The organism is Microbacterium sp. F01 (genome assembly GCF_056156365.1).
Genome location: NZ_CM149592.1, coordinates 1,819,867 through 1,832,981, shown reverse-complemented (window position 1 = coordinate 1,832,981; position 13,115 = coordinate 1,819,867). Strand labels below are relative to the sequence as shown.

Annotated in this window: 13 protein-coding genes and 1 tRNA gene; 4 read left to right on the top strand and 10 right to left on the bottom strand. The window is 72.4% G+C overall.

Annotated elements, in window-relative coordinates; translation table 11 throughout:
- Positions 1-105: 105 nt before the first annotated feature.
- The 3 genes from ACVN90_RS08275 to ACVN90_RS08265 all read right to left on the bottom strand — a co-directional run bounded on the left by ACVN90_RS08275 (position 106) and on the right by ACVN90_RS08265 (position 3,338).
- Positions 106-190, bottom strand: a tRNA-Leu gene (locus tag ACVN90_RS08275).
- An 83-nt stretch (positions 191-273) separates the two neighbouring features.
- Complete coding sequence (locus ACVN90_RS08270) at positions 274-1,362, bottom strand: VIT1/CCC1 transporter family protein (RefSeq protein ID WP_475101657.1); 1,089 nt, start codon at positions 1,360-1,362, stop codon at positions 274-276.
- A 143-nt stretch (positions 1,363-1,505) separates the two neighbouring features.
- Positions 1,506-3,338, bottom strand: a complete 1,833-nt coding sequence (locus tag ACVN90_RS08265) for a DEAD/DEAH box helicase (RefSeq protein WP_475102088.1) — start codon at positions 3,336-3,338, stop codon at positions 1,506-1,508.
- 229 nt (positions 3,339-3,567) lie between these two features.
- On the opposite strand from ACVN90_RS08265, the gene ACVN90_RS08260 reads away from it, so the two are divergent.
- Together ACVN90_RS08260 and ACVN90_RS08255 are read left to right on the top strand one after the other, a co-directional pair.
- Positions 3,568-4,428, top strand: a complete 861-nt coding sequence (locus ACVN90_RS08260; protein ID WP_475101656.1) for an SGNH/GDSL hydrolase family protein — start codon at positions 3,568-3,570, stop codon at positions 4,426-4,428.
- A 1-nt stretch (position 4,429) separates the two neighbouring features.
- Complete coding sequence (locus ACVN90_RS08255) at positions 4,430-5,119, top strand: SDR family oxidoreductase (protein WP_475101655.1); 690 nt, start codon at positions 4,430-4,432, stop codon at positions 5,117-5,119.
- Positions 5,120-5,138: 19 nt separating this feature from the next.
- Here the strand turns inward: ACVN90_RS08255 and ACVN90_RS08250 are convergent, their stop codons facing one another.
- Entirely contained in the window at positions 5,139-5,942 is an 804-nt protein-coding gene (locus ACVN90_RS08250) for a TrmH family RNA methyltransferase (protein ID WP_475102087.1), read from the bottom strand.
- Positions 5,943-5,965: 23 nt separating this feature from the next.
- Entirely contained in the window at positions 5,966-6,739 is a 774-nt protein-coding gene (locus ACVN90_RS08245) for a class I SAM-dependent methyltransferase (protein ID WP_475101654.1), read from the bottom strand.
- A gap of 102 nt (positions 6,740-6,841) precedes the next feature.
- Between ACVN90_RS08245 and ACVN90_RS08240 the strand changes: the two genes are divergently transcribed.
- Both ACVN90_RS08240 and ACVN90_RS08235 read left to right on the top strand, forming a co-directional pair.
- Complete coding sequence (locus ACVN90_RS08240) at positions 6,842-7,675, top strand: Sir2 family NAD-dependent protein deacetylase (protein WP_475102086.1); 834 nt, start codon at positions 6,842-6,844, stop codon at positions 7,673-7,675.
- Positions 7,676-7,712: 37 nt separating this feature from the next.
- Positions 7,713-8,318 (top strand): histidine phosphatase family protein, encoded by a 606-nt coding sequence (locus tag ACVN90_RS08235; RefSeq protein ID WP_475101653.1) that lies wholly within the window; start codon positions 7,713-7,715, stop codon positions 8,316-8,318.
- 45 nt (positions 8,319-8,363) lie between these two features.
- Here the strand turns inward: ACVN90_RS08235 and ACVN90_RS08230 are convergent, their stop codons facing one another.
- The 5 genes from ACVN90_RS08230 to ACVN90_RS08210 are packed head-to-tail and all read right to left on the bottom strand — an operon-like array spanning position 8,364 to position 13,115.
- Positions 8,364-8,561, bottom strand: a complete 198-nt coding sequence (locus ACVN90_RS08230; RefSeq protein WP_475101652.1) for a helix-hairpin-helix domain-containing protein — start codon at positions 8,559-8,561, stop codon at positions 8,364-8,366.
- Positions 8,558-9,367: an HpcH/HpaI aldolase/citrate lyase family protein gene (locus tag ACVN90_RS08225; RefSeq protein WP_475101651.1), complete on the bottom strand. Its 810-nt coding sequence runs from the start codon at positions 9,365-9,367 to the stop codon at positions 8,558-8,560. Before ACVN90_RS08225 ends, ACVN90_RS08230 begins: the two co-directional genes overlap by 4 nt.
- Complete coding sequence (locus ACVN90_RS08220; protein WP_475101650.1) at positions 9,364-9,888, bottom strand: MaoC family dehydratase; 525 nt, start codon at positions 9,886-9,888, stop codon at positions 9,364-9,366. Before ACVN90_RS08220 ends, ACVN90_RS08225 begins: the two co-directional genes overlap by 4 nt.
- 16 nt (positions 9,889-9,904) lie before the next feature.
- Complete coding sequence (locus ACVN90_RS08215; protein WP_475101649.1) at positions 9,905-11,065, bottom strand: acyl-CoA dehydrogenase family protein; 1,161 nt, start codon at positions 11,063-11,065, stop codon at positions 9,905-9,907.
- A 16-nt stretch (positions 11,066-11,081) separates the two neighbouring features.
- Positions 11,082-13,115 (bottom strand): acetyl/propionyl/methylcrotonyl-CoA carboxylase subunit alpha, encoded by a 2,034-nt coding sequence (locus ACVN90_RS08210; RefSeq protein ID WP_475101648.1) that lies wholly within the window; start codon positions 13,113-13,115, stop codon positions 11,082-11,084.

Here is a 13,115-nt window from a genome sequence, read left to right as displayed (position 1 = left end):
CCGGTCACTCGTTTCCCGTCCGTTTCCACCAGCAGTGCGCGACACCGGCGGACTCGGTGTCCGCCACGACGAAAGAAGGCCCCCTTTCGGGGGCCTTCTTCACTGTGCGCGAGGGGGGACTTGAACCCCCACGCCCTATACGGGCACTAGCACCTCAAGCTAGCGCGTCTACCTATTCCGCCACCCGCGCAGGTGGTTTTCGGTTTCGCAACCGAGGAATGACATTACCACGTCACCGGAGGTTCAACGAATCGCTCCCCACGCCCGGGCGCGTCATCCCATCGAGACGCCGAACAGCAGGCCCAGGATGTACGTCACCGCGGCGGCGCCGAACCCGATCGCGAGCTGGCGCAGTGCGCGCTTGAGCGGCGGAGCGCCCGACAGCAGGCCGACGGCGGCACCGGTCGACATCAGCGCGATCCCGACCAGCACGAGGGCCACGAGGACAGCGGCGAGGCCGGACAGGCCGAAGATCCAGGGCAGCACGGGGATGATCGCGCCGGAGGCGAAGAACAGGAAGCTCGACAGTGCCGCGGCCCAGGCGCTGCCCACGACCTCCTCGTGATCGGCGACCGAGATCGGGCCGGTGTCGGTGCGTCCCTGACCGAGCGCGTGCGCGGCTTCGACGACGCGGCGGGCGCGCGCGGACGCCTCGGCCTCCGGCATCCCGCGGGTCCGGTACACGAGCGCCAGCTCGTTGGCGTCGATGTCGAGGTGCGGGATCGCGCCGTCGGCGTAGTCGCTCGGCTCGGTGGCCGCCAGGAGTTCCCGCTGTGAGCGGACCGACACGAACTCGCCCGCTCCCATCGACAGGGCGCCCGCGAGCAGGCCCGCGATGCCGCTGAAGAGCACGAACTGGCTCGAGACGCCGGTCGCGCCGATGCCCATGACGAGCGCGAGGTTCGAGACGAGGCCGTCGTTCGCGCCGAAGACCGCGGCACGGAACGTGCCCGACAGGCGACGGCGTCCGCGGGCGGCGAGCCCGCGCACGACCTCGTGGTGGATCCGCTCGTCGGCCGCCATCGTCGGCGTCGCGAAGGGCTCGTCGTCGTACGGTGAGCGGGCCTCCGCGTTCTGGGCGAGGGCGAGCACGAAGATCGAGCCGAAGCGCCTGGCCATCCAGCCGAGCATGCGCGTGCGGATGTCTGCCTGCGGCAGTCGCGCCGGCTCGCTGCCCAGCAGCTGCAGCCAGTGCGCCTCGTGGCGCCCTTCGGCCTCGGCGAGGGCCAGGAGGATCTCGCGCTCCTCCCCCGAGCGCCGTCCGGCCAGCTCGCGGTAGACGTGTGCCTCCGCGCGCTCGTTCACGAGGTACTGCGCCCAGCGGCGTCGATCGCGGTCGGTCGGTGCGGCGGGCGTGCTCACTCGGGCCTCCAGTCGGGTGCGGGACCCGTCAACGCTAGCCATCGCCGAGAGCCGGGCAGCGCGAAAACCAAGGATTGCCAGCATTTCGGGTTTCCGAACCCCACCGCCTCTCGCGCGCCGCTCACAGCGCGCGGGGCGTCGCGTCAGGAGCGCACGCGCTTGCGCAGGACGTCGATGCGGGACTGCAGCTGCGTGACCGTCGCGTGCGACACGGCGGGGCCGCCGCAGATGCGCCGCAGCTCGGCGTGCACGAGACCGTGCGCCTCGCCTGTCTGGCGGGCGTAGAGGCCGACGAGGCTGTTGAGCAGCTGGCGCTGCTCCTTGAGCGTGCGGTGCAGCGCCTGGGGCAGCGCAGGCTCCTCCTCGGGCGCCGTCGATTCCTGTGCCTCGCGGGCGCTCCGGTGTCGCGACTGCCGCGAGACCCGCGACATGAGCACGTCGTGCACCTGGTCGGGTTCGAGCAGGCCCGGGATCCCGAGGAATTCCTCTTCCTCGGGAGTGCCCGGCACGGCGAGCTGGCCGAACTCCTTGCCGTCGAAGAGCACACGGTCGAAGTGCGCGAGCGAGCCCAGGGCCTGATAGGAGAACTCCTCCTCGAGCGCATCGGACGCCTTGTCTTCGCGCTCGGCCGCGTTCATCAGGTCTTCTTCGGCGTTCCACTCGTCCTCGCCGTCGGAGTCGCGGTCGAGCGCATGGTCGCGCTGCCGCTCCATCTCGTTCGCGAGGGCGAGCAGCTGCGGCACGTTCGGCAGGAACACGCTCGCGGTCTCGCCGCGGCGGCGGGCGCGCACGAAGCGCCCGATGGCCTGGGCGAAGAACAGCGGGGTCGACGCGCTCGTCGCGTACACCCCGACGGCGAGGCGCGGCACGTCCACACCCTCCGACACCATGCGCACCGCGACCATCCAGCGTGTCGTCGAGGACGAGAACTCCTCGATGCGGCTCGAGGCCTCGGCCTCGTCCGACAGCACGACGGTCGGCGCCTCGCCGCTGATGTCGTGCAGGATCGCGGCGTAGGCGCGCGCGGCGGTCTGGTCCGTCGCGATCACCAGGCCGCCGGCATCCTGAACATGCTCGCGCACCTCGGTGAGCCGACGGTCGGCCGACCGCAGAACGGCGGGAATCCAGTCGCCCTCGGGGTCGAGCGCGGTACGCCACGCCTGCGAGGTGATGTCCTTCGTGTTGTCCTGGCCGAGCTGCGCCTCCATCTCCTCGCCGGTCTTGGTGCGCCAGCGCATCTGGCCGGCGTAGACCATGAAGAGCACCGGCCGCACGACGCCGTCCTCGAGGGCGCGGCGGTAGCCGTAGGCGTAGTCGGTGCGGGAGACGCGGATGCCCTTGGCATCCGGGTGGTACTCGACGAACGGGATGGGCGCCGTGTCGCTGCGGAACGGCGTTCCGCTGAGCAGCAGCCGGCGAGTCGCCCGCGCATACGACTCGCGGAGCGCGTCGCCCCAGCTGAGCGCGTCGCCGCCGTGGTGCACCTCGTCGAGGATCACGAGCGTCTTCGCATCCATCGTCAGCCGCTGATGGACGGATGCCTTGACCGCGACCTGCGCGTAGGTGACGGCGACGCCGTGGTACTGGCGGGCGGGCGCGAAGTGGCGGTTGCTGAACGCCGGATCGAGGCGGATGCCCACCCGGGCGGCCGCGTCGGCCCACTGCGTCTTGAGGTGCTCCGTGGGCGCGACCACGACGATGCGGTTGACCACACGGCGCCGCAGCAGCTCACTGGCGAGGCGGAGGGCGAATGTCGTCTTGCCGGCGCCCGGGGTCGCCGCGGCGAGGAAGTCGCGGGGTCCGCCGCCGGGGCCGTCGGGGCCGTCCAGCCCGAAGTAGAGGTCGAGCGCCTCGGCCTGCCACGCGCGCAGGCGCTGCGCGGTTCCCCACGGCGCGCGCTGCGGATAGGTCGGCGACAGGTGCTCCGCGGCGAAGCTGCCGATGTGCGGCTCGGCGCCATGCGGGCCGGTGGCCAGCCGCCCTTCTGCGGACGACTCGGCGAGGAGGTTCTCGGGCGGGGCGGGCGGCGATTCGATCGTCGTTTCGTCCGTCACCGATCACACCTCCCCCGTAGACAACGAGTCACCACGATAGACGACCCGCACGACATCGAGGGCCGGGCGGCGCCGGGTCGCGGCATCCGGTGTCCTGTCCCCCGCCGCGATAACCTGACTGTCGGTCACGAGCCGAGAACGGATGACACGGATGTCCACGAGAGAAGATGCCCGCAGCCCCTATGTGGCGAACGCCGAGCCGCACCCCTGGCGCCGCTACGTCGCGATCGGCGACTCGTTCACGGAGGGTGTGGGCGACCCCGAGCCGTCGGCGCCGAACGGGTTCCGCGGGTGGGCCGACCGCGTCGCCGAGGTGCTCTCGGAGCAGGTCGACGACTTCGCCTACGCGAACCTCGCCATCCGCGGCCGTCTCATCGGTCAGATCGTCGACGAGCAGGTCGCGCCGGCGATCGCCCTCAAACCCGACCTGGTGACCTTCTCGGCGGGCGGCAACGACGTCATCCGCCCCAACGGCGACCCCGACCACGTCGCGCAGCTCTTCGAGGACGCCGTCGTGCGCCTCTCGCGCGACGGCGCGACCGTCGTCGTCTTCACGGGCATCGACACGGCGTTCACCCCTGTGTTCCGCGGCATCCGCGGCAAGGTCGCGATCTACAACGAGAACATCCGCGCGATCGCCGACAGGTACGACTGCATCGTCGCCGACCAGTGGGCCCTCAAAGAGGTGCAGGACATGCGCTTCTTCGACGACGACCGCCTGCACTACAACGCGCTCGGCCACCACGAGGTCGCCCGCATGGTGCTGCGCGCGCTCAACGTGCCGAACGACCTCCAGCCGATGCAGCCCGACCCGCTGCCTCTTCGCACCTGGCGCGAAGCGCGCGCGGTCGACGTCATGTGGGCGCGCGAGTACCTCGTGCCGTGGGTGCTGCGGCGCCTGCGCCACCAGTCCTCGGGCGACCACGTCACGGCGAAGCGGCCCGATCCGCTCCCCGTGATCACGCTGGCGCCGGGAACGGATGCCGCGGCGCACCGCGGCGAGGAGGCCTGACGTGGCGACGCACCTCGTGACCGGCGCGGGCTCCGGCATCGGCGCCGCGCTCACGGAGCGGCTCGTCGCGCGCGGCGACGACCTGTGGCTGCTCGTGCGGGACGCCGGCCGCGCCGCGCAGCTGCGCGAGCGCTTCCCCGGCACGCAGACCCTCGTCGGCGACCTCGCCGACCCGGCGCGTCTGTCGTGGGCGTTCAGCCACCAGACGGTGCCCCCGCGGCTCGACTCGCTCATCCACGTGGCAGGTGTCGTGGAGCTCGGCGCGATCGGCGAGACGCCGGTCGCGACGTGGCAGCACCAGCTGAACGTCAACGCCGTCGCGCCCGCCGAGCTGACCCGCCTGATGCTCCCGGCCCTGCGCACGGCTCGGGGACGCGTCGTCTTCGTGAACTCCGGCGCCGGCCTGCGCGTGAGCCCCGAGTGGGGCTCCTACGGTGCGAGCAAGTTCGCTGTGCGCGCTGTCGCCGACGCCCTCCGCGAGGAGGAGCGGGTGAACGGCGTGCGCGTGACGACGGTCTACCCCGGCCGCACGGCGACCCCGATGCAGGAGAAGGTGCACCAGCAGGAGGGCGCCGACTACGACGCGTCGCAGTGGATCGACCCGGCATCGGTCGCCACGGCGATCCTGGCGGCCCTCGACCTGCCCCGGGACGCGGACCTCACCGAGCTGATGGTCCGCCCCGGCGCCTGAAGCGGGCGCGGGACGCGCGTCAGCGCGCCCGCAGCTCCCACAGGGCGACCGCGCTCGCCGCGGCGACGTTGAGCGAGTCGACGCCGCCCGCCATGGGGATCGTGACGACGGTGTCGGCCGCCTCGAGTGCCCGACGCGAGAGCCCGTCGCCCTCGGCGCCGAGCATGAGCGCGACCCGCTCCGGGCGGCGCGCGCTGAAGTCGTCGAGCGAGACGGCGGCGTCCGACAGGGCGAGCGCCGCGAGCTCGAAGCCCGCGTCGTGCAGCACCCCGCGCGCCTCGCCCCACTCGGGTAGCCGCGTCCACGGCACCTGGAACACCGTGCCCATGCTCACACGCACGCTGCGCCGGTAGAGCGGGTCGGCGCACCTCGGGCTGATGAGCACCGCGTCGGCCCCGAGACCGGCCGCAGCGCGGAAGATCGCCCCCACGTTGGTGTGGTCGACGATGTCCTCGAGCACGACGACGAGCCTCGCATCCGCGACGACCTCGGCGACGGGCGGGAGCTCGGGCCGGTGCATCGACGCCAGCGCGCCACGGTGCACGGCGTACCCGGTCAGGGACTCGGCGATCTCCGGGGTGACGACGTACGTCGGGACCGCAGCATCCGTCACCAATTCCTCGATGTCGGGGAGCCACTTCTCCTGTACGAGGACCGATCGAGGGCGATGGCCGGCGGCGATCGCGCGCCCGATGACCTTCGCCGACTCGGCGATGTACAGACCGCCCTCGGGCTCGATCACGCGCCTCAGCGCGACATCGGTGAGATCGCGGTAGTCCGCGAGCCGCTCGTCGGAGGCGTCGGTGATCTGGATCGCGTGCATCACGTCCCATCGTCGCATGGCGCTCAGACCGGGGTGCCGACCGCCGTCCAGGCCCGCGCCGTCTCCGTGAACGCCCCGTCCCCGAGCTCGTCGCGCAGCGCCGCCTCGAGGCGCGCGACGTCCTGCACGTCGAGCGTGGCGATGTAGCGGCCGGCCGGCCCGACGCCCAGGAGGAACGGGTCCCACCAGTCCGTGAAGTCACGGAACGAGACGGTGCATTCGACCACCGTCTGGGCGACGTCGGCGAGGCCCGCGCGCCGGAAGATGTCGACGAGCTGACCTGAAGCGGCGCCGCTGAGCCCGGCCTCCCCACGCACCCCGTCGTCGAGTCGGCGCGCCACGCGCCAGAACCTCGAGAGCGGTCCGCCGGCGCCGGCGTGGTCCCACACGCAAGCCGAGACGCGGCCACCCGGCGTGGTCACACGGCCCATCTGCGTCACTCCGCGCACCGGGTCCGACATGAAGTGGACGACGAGCTGGGCCAGCGTCGCACCGAACTCCCGGTCGGCGAACGGCAGGTGCTCGGCCTCTGCGACCCTGACGTCCACGCCGGGGCACAGCTCCTCGGTCGCTTCGACGAATGCCGGTTCCGGGTCGACGGCGCTGACCGCCGCGGGTCCGCGACGTTCCACGAGCTCGAGCGTCAGCATCCCGGGTCCGCAGCCGACGTCGAGAACGCGGGCATCCGCGGCGACGCCCTCGAGGCCGACGGTCGCGAAATCGACAGCCAGCGGGGTCGAGAAGCGGCCCATGAAACGCGCGTACTGCTCGGCGCTGACGCCCCCGAAGCTGCCCACGGGCTCATCCTGGCACGCCGAGTCACGCCGTAACATCCCCGAAAACCGCGAGGCCTACACTCGACGCGAAGGGGGTGCGCCGTGACGACGATCGCGACCGGAATGGACGCCCGGACGACGGATGCCGTGGCCCAGGCCATCGCGACGCTCGCGGGCCGACGCATCGCCGTGCTGACGGGGGCGGGAGTCTCGACCGACTCGGGGATCCCCGATTATCGCGGCGCAGGCGCCCCCGTGCGGACCCCGATGACCGTCGAGCAGTTCCTCTCGAGCGACGCGTCGCGGCGCCGTTACTGGGTGGGAAGCCACCTGGGATGGCGGGCTTTCGCATCGGCCGAGCCGAACCCCGGCCACCGCGCCCTCGCCGACCTGGAGGCCCGCGGACTCGCGACCGGCGTCGTCACCCAGAACGTCGACGGACTCCACGTGCGCGCCGGGAGCCGCCGCGTCGTGGAGCTCCACGGCACGATGCGCCGCATCTTCTGCACCCACTGCGGCCAGGTCTTCGACCGCCGCGACCTCGCCCGCCGCGTCGAAGACGACAATCCGTGGATCCGTGTGCCCGAGAACGTCGCACTCGGCCCCGACGGCGACGTCCTCCCCGAGAGCACCGAGGGCTTCAACATTCCCGATTGCAGCGTGTGCGGCGGCATGCTGAAACCCGATGTCGTGTTCTTCGGCGAGTTCATCCCCGCTGAGAAGTTCCGCGAGGCCGAGCAGCTCGTGCGCACGAGCGAGGCGCTCATCATCGCGGGCTCGTCGCTCGTCGTGAACTCCGGCATCCGCCTGCTCGAGCGGGCGCGCCGGCGTCGCCTGCCCGTGGTGATCGTTAACCGCGGCGTCACGCGAGCCGACGCCCGCGCGACGGTCAAGATCGACGCCGGCACGAGCGAGGTGCTGCGCGCGCTCGCCGACGGGCTGCCGGCACTCGCCTGAACCGAGACGTCCAGGTGGCGCGGGTAGGGTCGAGAGCATGACCGCCCTCACCCTGATCCGCCACGGCGAGACCGATTGGAACCGCGACCGGCGCATCCAGGGCTCGACGGACATCCCCCTGAACGACACCGGCCGGGCGCAGGCGCGCGCGACCGCCGCGGTGCTGCGCGATCGCCTCGAGGGCGGCCTGCCGGTCACCATCGTCTCGAGCGACCTCTCCCGCGCCCGCGAGACGGCCGAGATCATCGCGGCCGAACTCGGCCTCGCCGCGCCGCGCGCGTACCCGGGTCTCCGCGAGCGCGCGTACGGCGAGGCGGAGGGCGTCGGCATCGACGAGTTCCGCACCCGCTGGGGCGACTGGCACACCGCCGAGGTGCCGGGGGCCGAGCCGTGGCCCGAGCTGCGCGCCCGCGCCATCGCCGCCCTCGGCGGCATCGTGCGGGAGCATCGTCGCGCGACCGCTCCCGCCGCGGCCTCGCTCATCGTCGTGAGCCACGGCGCCCTCATCCGCGAGGTGATGCGTCACGCGACGGCCGGCGAGCTGCCGCTCGAGGGCGAGCGCCTCGCCAACGGCGCCACGCACGACTTCGTCTACGAGCGCGATCACCTGCGGCTCGTGACCTACGCGGGGCTGGTGGCCTAGGCTCGGCGCCATGGCCGTACCCGCCACCGTCGACGAGCGGGTGCGTCAGTCGGCGAACGACTGACCGCGCGCGGCGAGCTCCTCGTCGAGGATGCGGATCGCCTTCGGCCCGACACCGTGGATCGCCAGCAGCTCCCCGCGGGTGCGCCCGGTCAGCTGGTCGTAACAGGTGATGCCGTGCACCGCGAGCTCGCGGCGCGCAACGACACCGAGGCGCGGCGTGAGCTCCGACTCCGCGTTCATTCGTCCGCGCGCGCCAGCACGCCGCGCGCGTGGCGCAGCACCGGCTCGTCGACCATTCGCCCGTCGTACGAGAACACACCGCGCTCGCCGTCGGCGGCCGCGAGCACGGCGCGCGCCCACGCCACGGTCTTCTCGTCGGGGCGGTAGGCGGCGCGGATGACGGCCACCTGGCTCGGGTGGATGCAGGCGGTGGCACGGAAACCGGATGCTGCGGCATCCGCCGCCTCGATGGCGAGGCGCTTCGCGTCCTCGATGTCGAGGTGCACGGCGTCGATCGCGGCCTTGCCGCGCGCGCCGGCGGCGAGCAGCACACGGGACCGCGCATAGCGCGCGATGTCGCGGTAGCGGCCGTTGGGCTTGCGACTGGAGGTGCCGCCGATGCTCGCGACGAGGTCTTCCGCGCCCCACATCAGCGCGACGACGTTGTCGAGGGCGGCGATGCGGTCGGCCTGCGCGACGCCCTTCGCCGTCTCGCACAGCGCGACGACCTCGAAGCGCGCGTCGATGCGACGGATGCGCCCCGGCGACTCGGACTTCGCGACCATGATGCACCGGTAGTCCGTCTGCGACAGCGTCGCGAGGTCGGCCGTGAACGCGTCGGTCTCGGGCGGGTTCACGCGCACGATGACCCGCGCCGGGTCGAGCTCGGACTCGATGAGATGTCCGCGCGCCGCAGTCTTGTCGGCGGGCGCGACCGCGTCCTCGAGGTCGAGGATCACCGCGTCGGCGCGGTCGAACGCTTTCGCGTACCGCTCGGGGCGGTCGGCCGGGCAGAACAGCAGCGCGGGGCCGAGATCGAAGCTCACGACGTCTCCTCCGGGGTCTCGGGTGCGCACCACATGAGCGCGCTCCGTGTGGCCAGCGCGACGACCTCGCCGCGCTCGTTGCGGCCGGTGTGGCGCAGGGTCACGATGCCCTGCCCCGGGCGCGACGCCGAGAGGCGCTTGTCGAGCACCTCGGTCTCGGTGTACAGCGTGTCGCCGTGGAACAGCGGCGCCGGGAACGAGACGTCGGTGAGACCGAGCTGGGCGACGAGTGTGCCCTGCGTGATCTGCGAGACAGACGCCCCCACCATCGTCGCGAGCGTCCACATCGAGTTCATGAGGCGCTGGCCGAACGGCTGCGACGCGGAGAACGCGGCATCCAGATGCAGCGCCTGCGTGTTCATCGTGATCGACGAGAACAGCACGTTGTCGGCCTCGGTCGCCGTACGGCCGGGGCGGTGCAGGTACCGCGCGCCGACCTCGAGCTCGTCGTAGTACAGCCCGCGCTGCACGATCTCGCGCACGTCGGCCGCAGCCGCGTTCTCGGAGGCGTCGGGGGTCACGTCTGTCACGCTACCCTCACGCCACGCCGAGCGCCCGCGCGATCACCAGGAGCTGCACCTCGTTCGTGCCCTCGCCGATCTCGAGGATCTTCGAGTCGCGGTAGTGCCGCGCGACGGGGTACTCGTTCATGAAGCCGTTGCCGCCGAAGATCTGGGTCGCATCGCGGGCGTTGTCCATCGCGGCGTCGCTCGCGGTGAGCTTCGCCATGGCCGCCTGCGTCTTGAAGGGCTTGCCGGCGTCCCGCAGGCGCGCCGCGTGGTGCCACGCCAGCCGCGCGACGTGCACGCGCTGCTGCATGCGGGCCAGGAGGAACTGGATCCCCTGCCGCGTCGACAGCGCGTCGCCGAACACCGTCCGCTTCTTGGCGTAGTCCACGGCGGCGTCGAGGCATCCCTCCGCCGCTCCTGTCGCGAGCGCGGCGATCGCGATGCGTCCCTCATCGAGGATGTGGAGGAAGTTCGCGAAGCCGCGCCCCTCGGTGCCGAGCAGGTTCGCCGCGGGAACGCGCACGTCCTGGAACGTCAGCGGGTGCGTGTCGGACGCGCGCCAGCCGACCTTGTCGTAGCCGGGTTCGACGGTGAAGCCGGGAGTGCCGTGTGGCACGACGATGGTCGAGATCTCCTTGCGGCCATCCGTCTCGCCCGTCACCGCGGTGACCGTGACGAACCGCGTGATGTCGGTGCCCGAGTTGGTGATGAACTGCTTCGAGCCGTTGATGACCCACTCGTCGCCGTCCCGGCGCGCGGTGGTGCGGGTGGCGCCGGCATCCGATCCCGCCTCCGGCTCGGTGAGCCCGAACGCGGCGAGCGCGGTGCCGGCCAGGAGGTCGGGCAGGAGCTCCTGCTTCTGCTCCTCGGTACCGAATCGGAACACCGGCATCGCGCCGAGGCTGACGCCCGCCTCGAGCGTGATCGCGAGCGACTGGTCGACGCGGCCGAGCGCCTCGATCGCGAGGCACAGCGCGAAGTAGTCGCCGCCCTGCCCGCCGTACTCCTCGGGGAACGGCAGGCCGAACAGCCCCAGCTCCCCCATCTGCGCGACGACGTCCATCGGCAGGGTGTGGGTGCGGTCGGCCTCGTACGAGACGGGCGCGACGACCTCGTCGGCGAACTGGCGCACCAGGGCGGCGAGCTCGCGCTCGTCGTCGGTGAGGTCGTAGGTGTCGTAGCTGTCCATTGCTGCTCCTCGGGTGTCAGGAGGTCGGCGCGGGCGCCGCGTGGGCGTCTGCGGTGGAGTCGTCGGGGGGATCGGATGCTGCGGCCGCCGCATCGGCGATCGAGACGTGGGCGAGCACCTGGTCGCGGCGCACCTGCTCGCCGATGGTGACGTCGACGCGCACGACGCCGTCGTGCGGGGCGAGGACGGGGTGCTCCATCTTCATCGCCTCGATCGTCACGATGCGGTCGCCGGCTGCGACGGACGCCCCGTCGGTCACGTGCACGGCGACCACCGCGCCCGGCATCGGGGCACGCAGTTCGGGATCGGATGCCGCGGCCGCGCGCTCGCGGGCCGCCAGGCGCCGCTCCATCGCGGCGCGGCGGGTGAGCGGACGCAGGCGATGCGTCGCGCCGTCGGTGTGCACCCAGACCCAGCCGTCGGCGTCGACCGCTACCCGCGCCGGTGAGGCGGGGATCGAAGTGGCCGGTGTGGGCGCTTCCGGGGTTCCGAGGCGTCCGGAAGCGCCGCCTCCGCCGGGTGTGGTCGCGTACACGGCGCCGGATTCGTCGAGCAGCCTCACCACCGCCGGGACGGCGGCCGCGCCCGCGCGCCACCCCTCGAGCTCGCGCCAGGCTGCGCCGCTGCGCACGGGGCGCCGGGCACCGATGCTGCGCGAGTCGAGCGACGCGGCGGCCCGCAGCGCGGCGGGCGTCGGCTCTGCTGCCGCGGAGGGCGGCATGCGATCGATGAGCCCGGTGTCCATGTCGCCGGTCTGCACGCCGTCCTCGGCGAGGAGAGCGCGAAGGAAGCCGATGTTGGTGTCGAGCCCGAGCACCACCGTCTCGGCGAGCGCGCCGTCGAGACGCCCGAGCGCCTCCGCGCGGTCCGCGCCATGCGCGATGACCTTCGCGATCATCGGGTCGTAGTCCGCGGTCACGACGCTCGCGGTCTCGACGGCCGAGTCGGTCCGCGCGCCGGCGGCGGCCCGCCACGCCAGCACCTCGCCCGTCGCGGGCAGGAACCCGCGCTCCGGCGACTCCGAATACACCCGCGCTTCGATCGCGTGGCCGTCGAGACGCACGTCCGCCTGCGAGAACGCGAGCGGCTCCCCTGCGGCGATCCGCAGCTGCTGTTCGACCAGGTCGAAGCCGGTCACGAGCTCCGTGACGGGGTGCTCCACCTGGAGGCGGGTGTTCATCTCGATGAAGAAGAACTCGTCAGGTCGGGCGGCCGCGACGAGGAACTCGACTGTGCCGGCACCGCGGTAATCCACGGACGCCGCCGCCGCGCACGCGGCCGCGCCCAGGCGCGCGCGAGTGTCGGCGTCGACCACCGGCGACGGAGCCTCCTCGATCACCTTCTGGTGCCGGCGCTGGAGCGTGCACTCGCGCTCGCCGAGGTGCACGACGGTGCCGCGCCCGTCGGCGAGCACCTGCACCTCGATGTGACGCGGTCGCTCGATGAGTCGCTCGAGCAGGAGGGTGTCGTCGCCGAACGCCGCCGCGGCGATGCGGCGCGCCGTCGCGAGCGCGTCCGGCAGCTCCGCGGCAGTGCGCACCACCTGCATGCCCTTGCCGCCGCCGCCGGCCGACGGCTTCACCAGGAGGGGGAAGCCGGTGCTCTCAGCGGACGCGGAGATCTCAGCATCCGTCATTCCGGCCGCACTGAAGCCGGGCACCGTCGGCACGCCGTACGACGCGACGTGCTCCTTCGCACGGATCTTGTCGCCCATCACCTCGAGGGCGCGCTCGCCCGGGCCGATGAAGACGATGCCTGCCTCGGCGCACGCGCGGGCGAAGGCGACGTTCTCCGAGAGGAAGCCGTAGCCCGGGTGCACCGCCTGCGCACCGGCGTCGACGGCGGCCGCGACGACGGCGTCGATGTCGAGGTACGACTGCACGGCAGCCGCGGGGCCGATGCGCACGGCCTCGTCGGCCTCGCGGACGTGCGGCGCGTCGGCGTCCGCGTCGCTGTAGACCGCGATCGAGCGGATGCCGAGGCGTCGGAGCGTGCGGATCACCCGGCGGGCGATCTCACCGCGGTTGGCGACGAGGACGGATTCGAACAT

Bases quoted from the DNA above. Each gene is read 5' to 3' on its own strand.
- ACVN90_RS08260 (WP_475101656.1), top strand. From the start codon at position 3,568: ATGTCCACGAGAGAAGATGCCCGCAGCCCCTATGTGGCGAACGCCGAG.
- ACVN90_RS08250 (WP_475102087.1), bottom strand. From the start codon at position 5,942: ATGCACGCGATCCAGATCACCGACGCCTCCGACGAGCGGCTCGCGGAC.
- ACVN90_RS08240 (WP_475102086.1), top strand. From the start codon at position 6,842: ATGGACGCCCGGACGACGGATGCCGTGGCCCAGGCCATCGCGACGCTC.
- ACVN90_RS08235 (WP_475101653.1), top strand. From the start codon at position 7,713: ATGACCGCCCTCACCCTGATCCGCCACGGCGAGACCGATTGGAACCGC.
- ACVN90_RS08230 (WP_475101652.1), bottom strand. From the start codon at position 8,561: ATGAACGCGGAGTCGGAGCTCACGCCGCGCCTCGGTGTCGTTGCGCGC.
- ACVN90_RS08215 (WP_475101649.1), bottom strand. From the start codon at position 11,065: ATGGACAGCTACGACACCTACGACCTCACCGACGACGAGCGCGAGCTC.
- ACVN90_RS08210 (WP_475101648.1), bottom strand. From the start codon at position 13,115: ATGTTCGAATCCGTCCTCGTCGCCAACCGCGGTGAGATCGCCCGCCGG.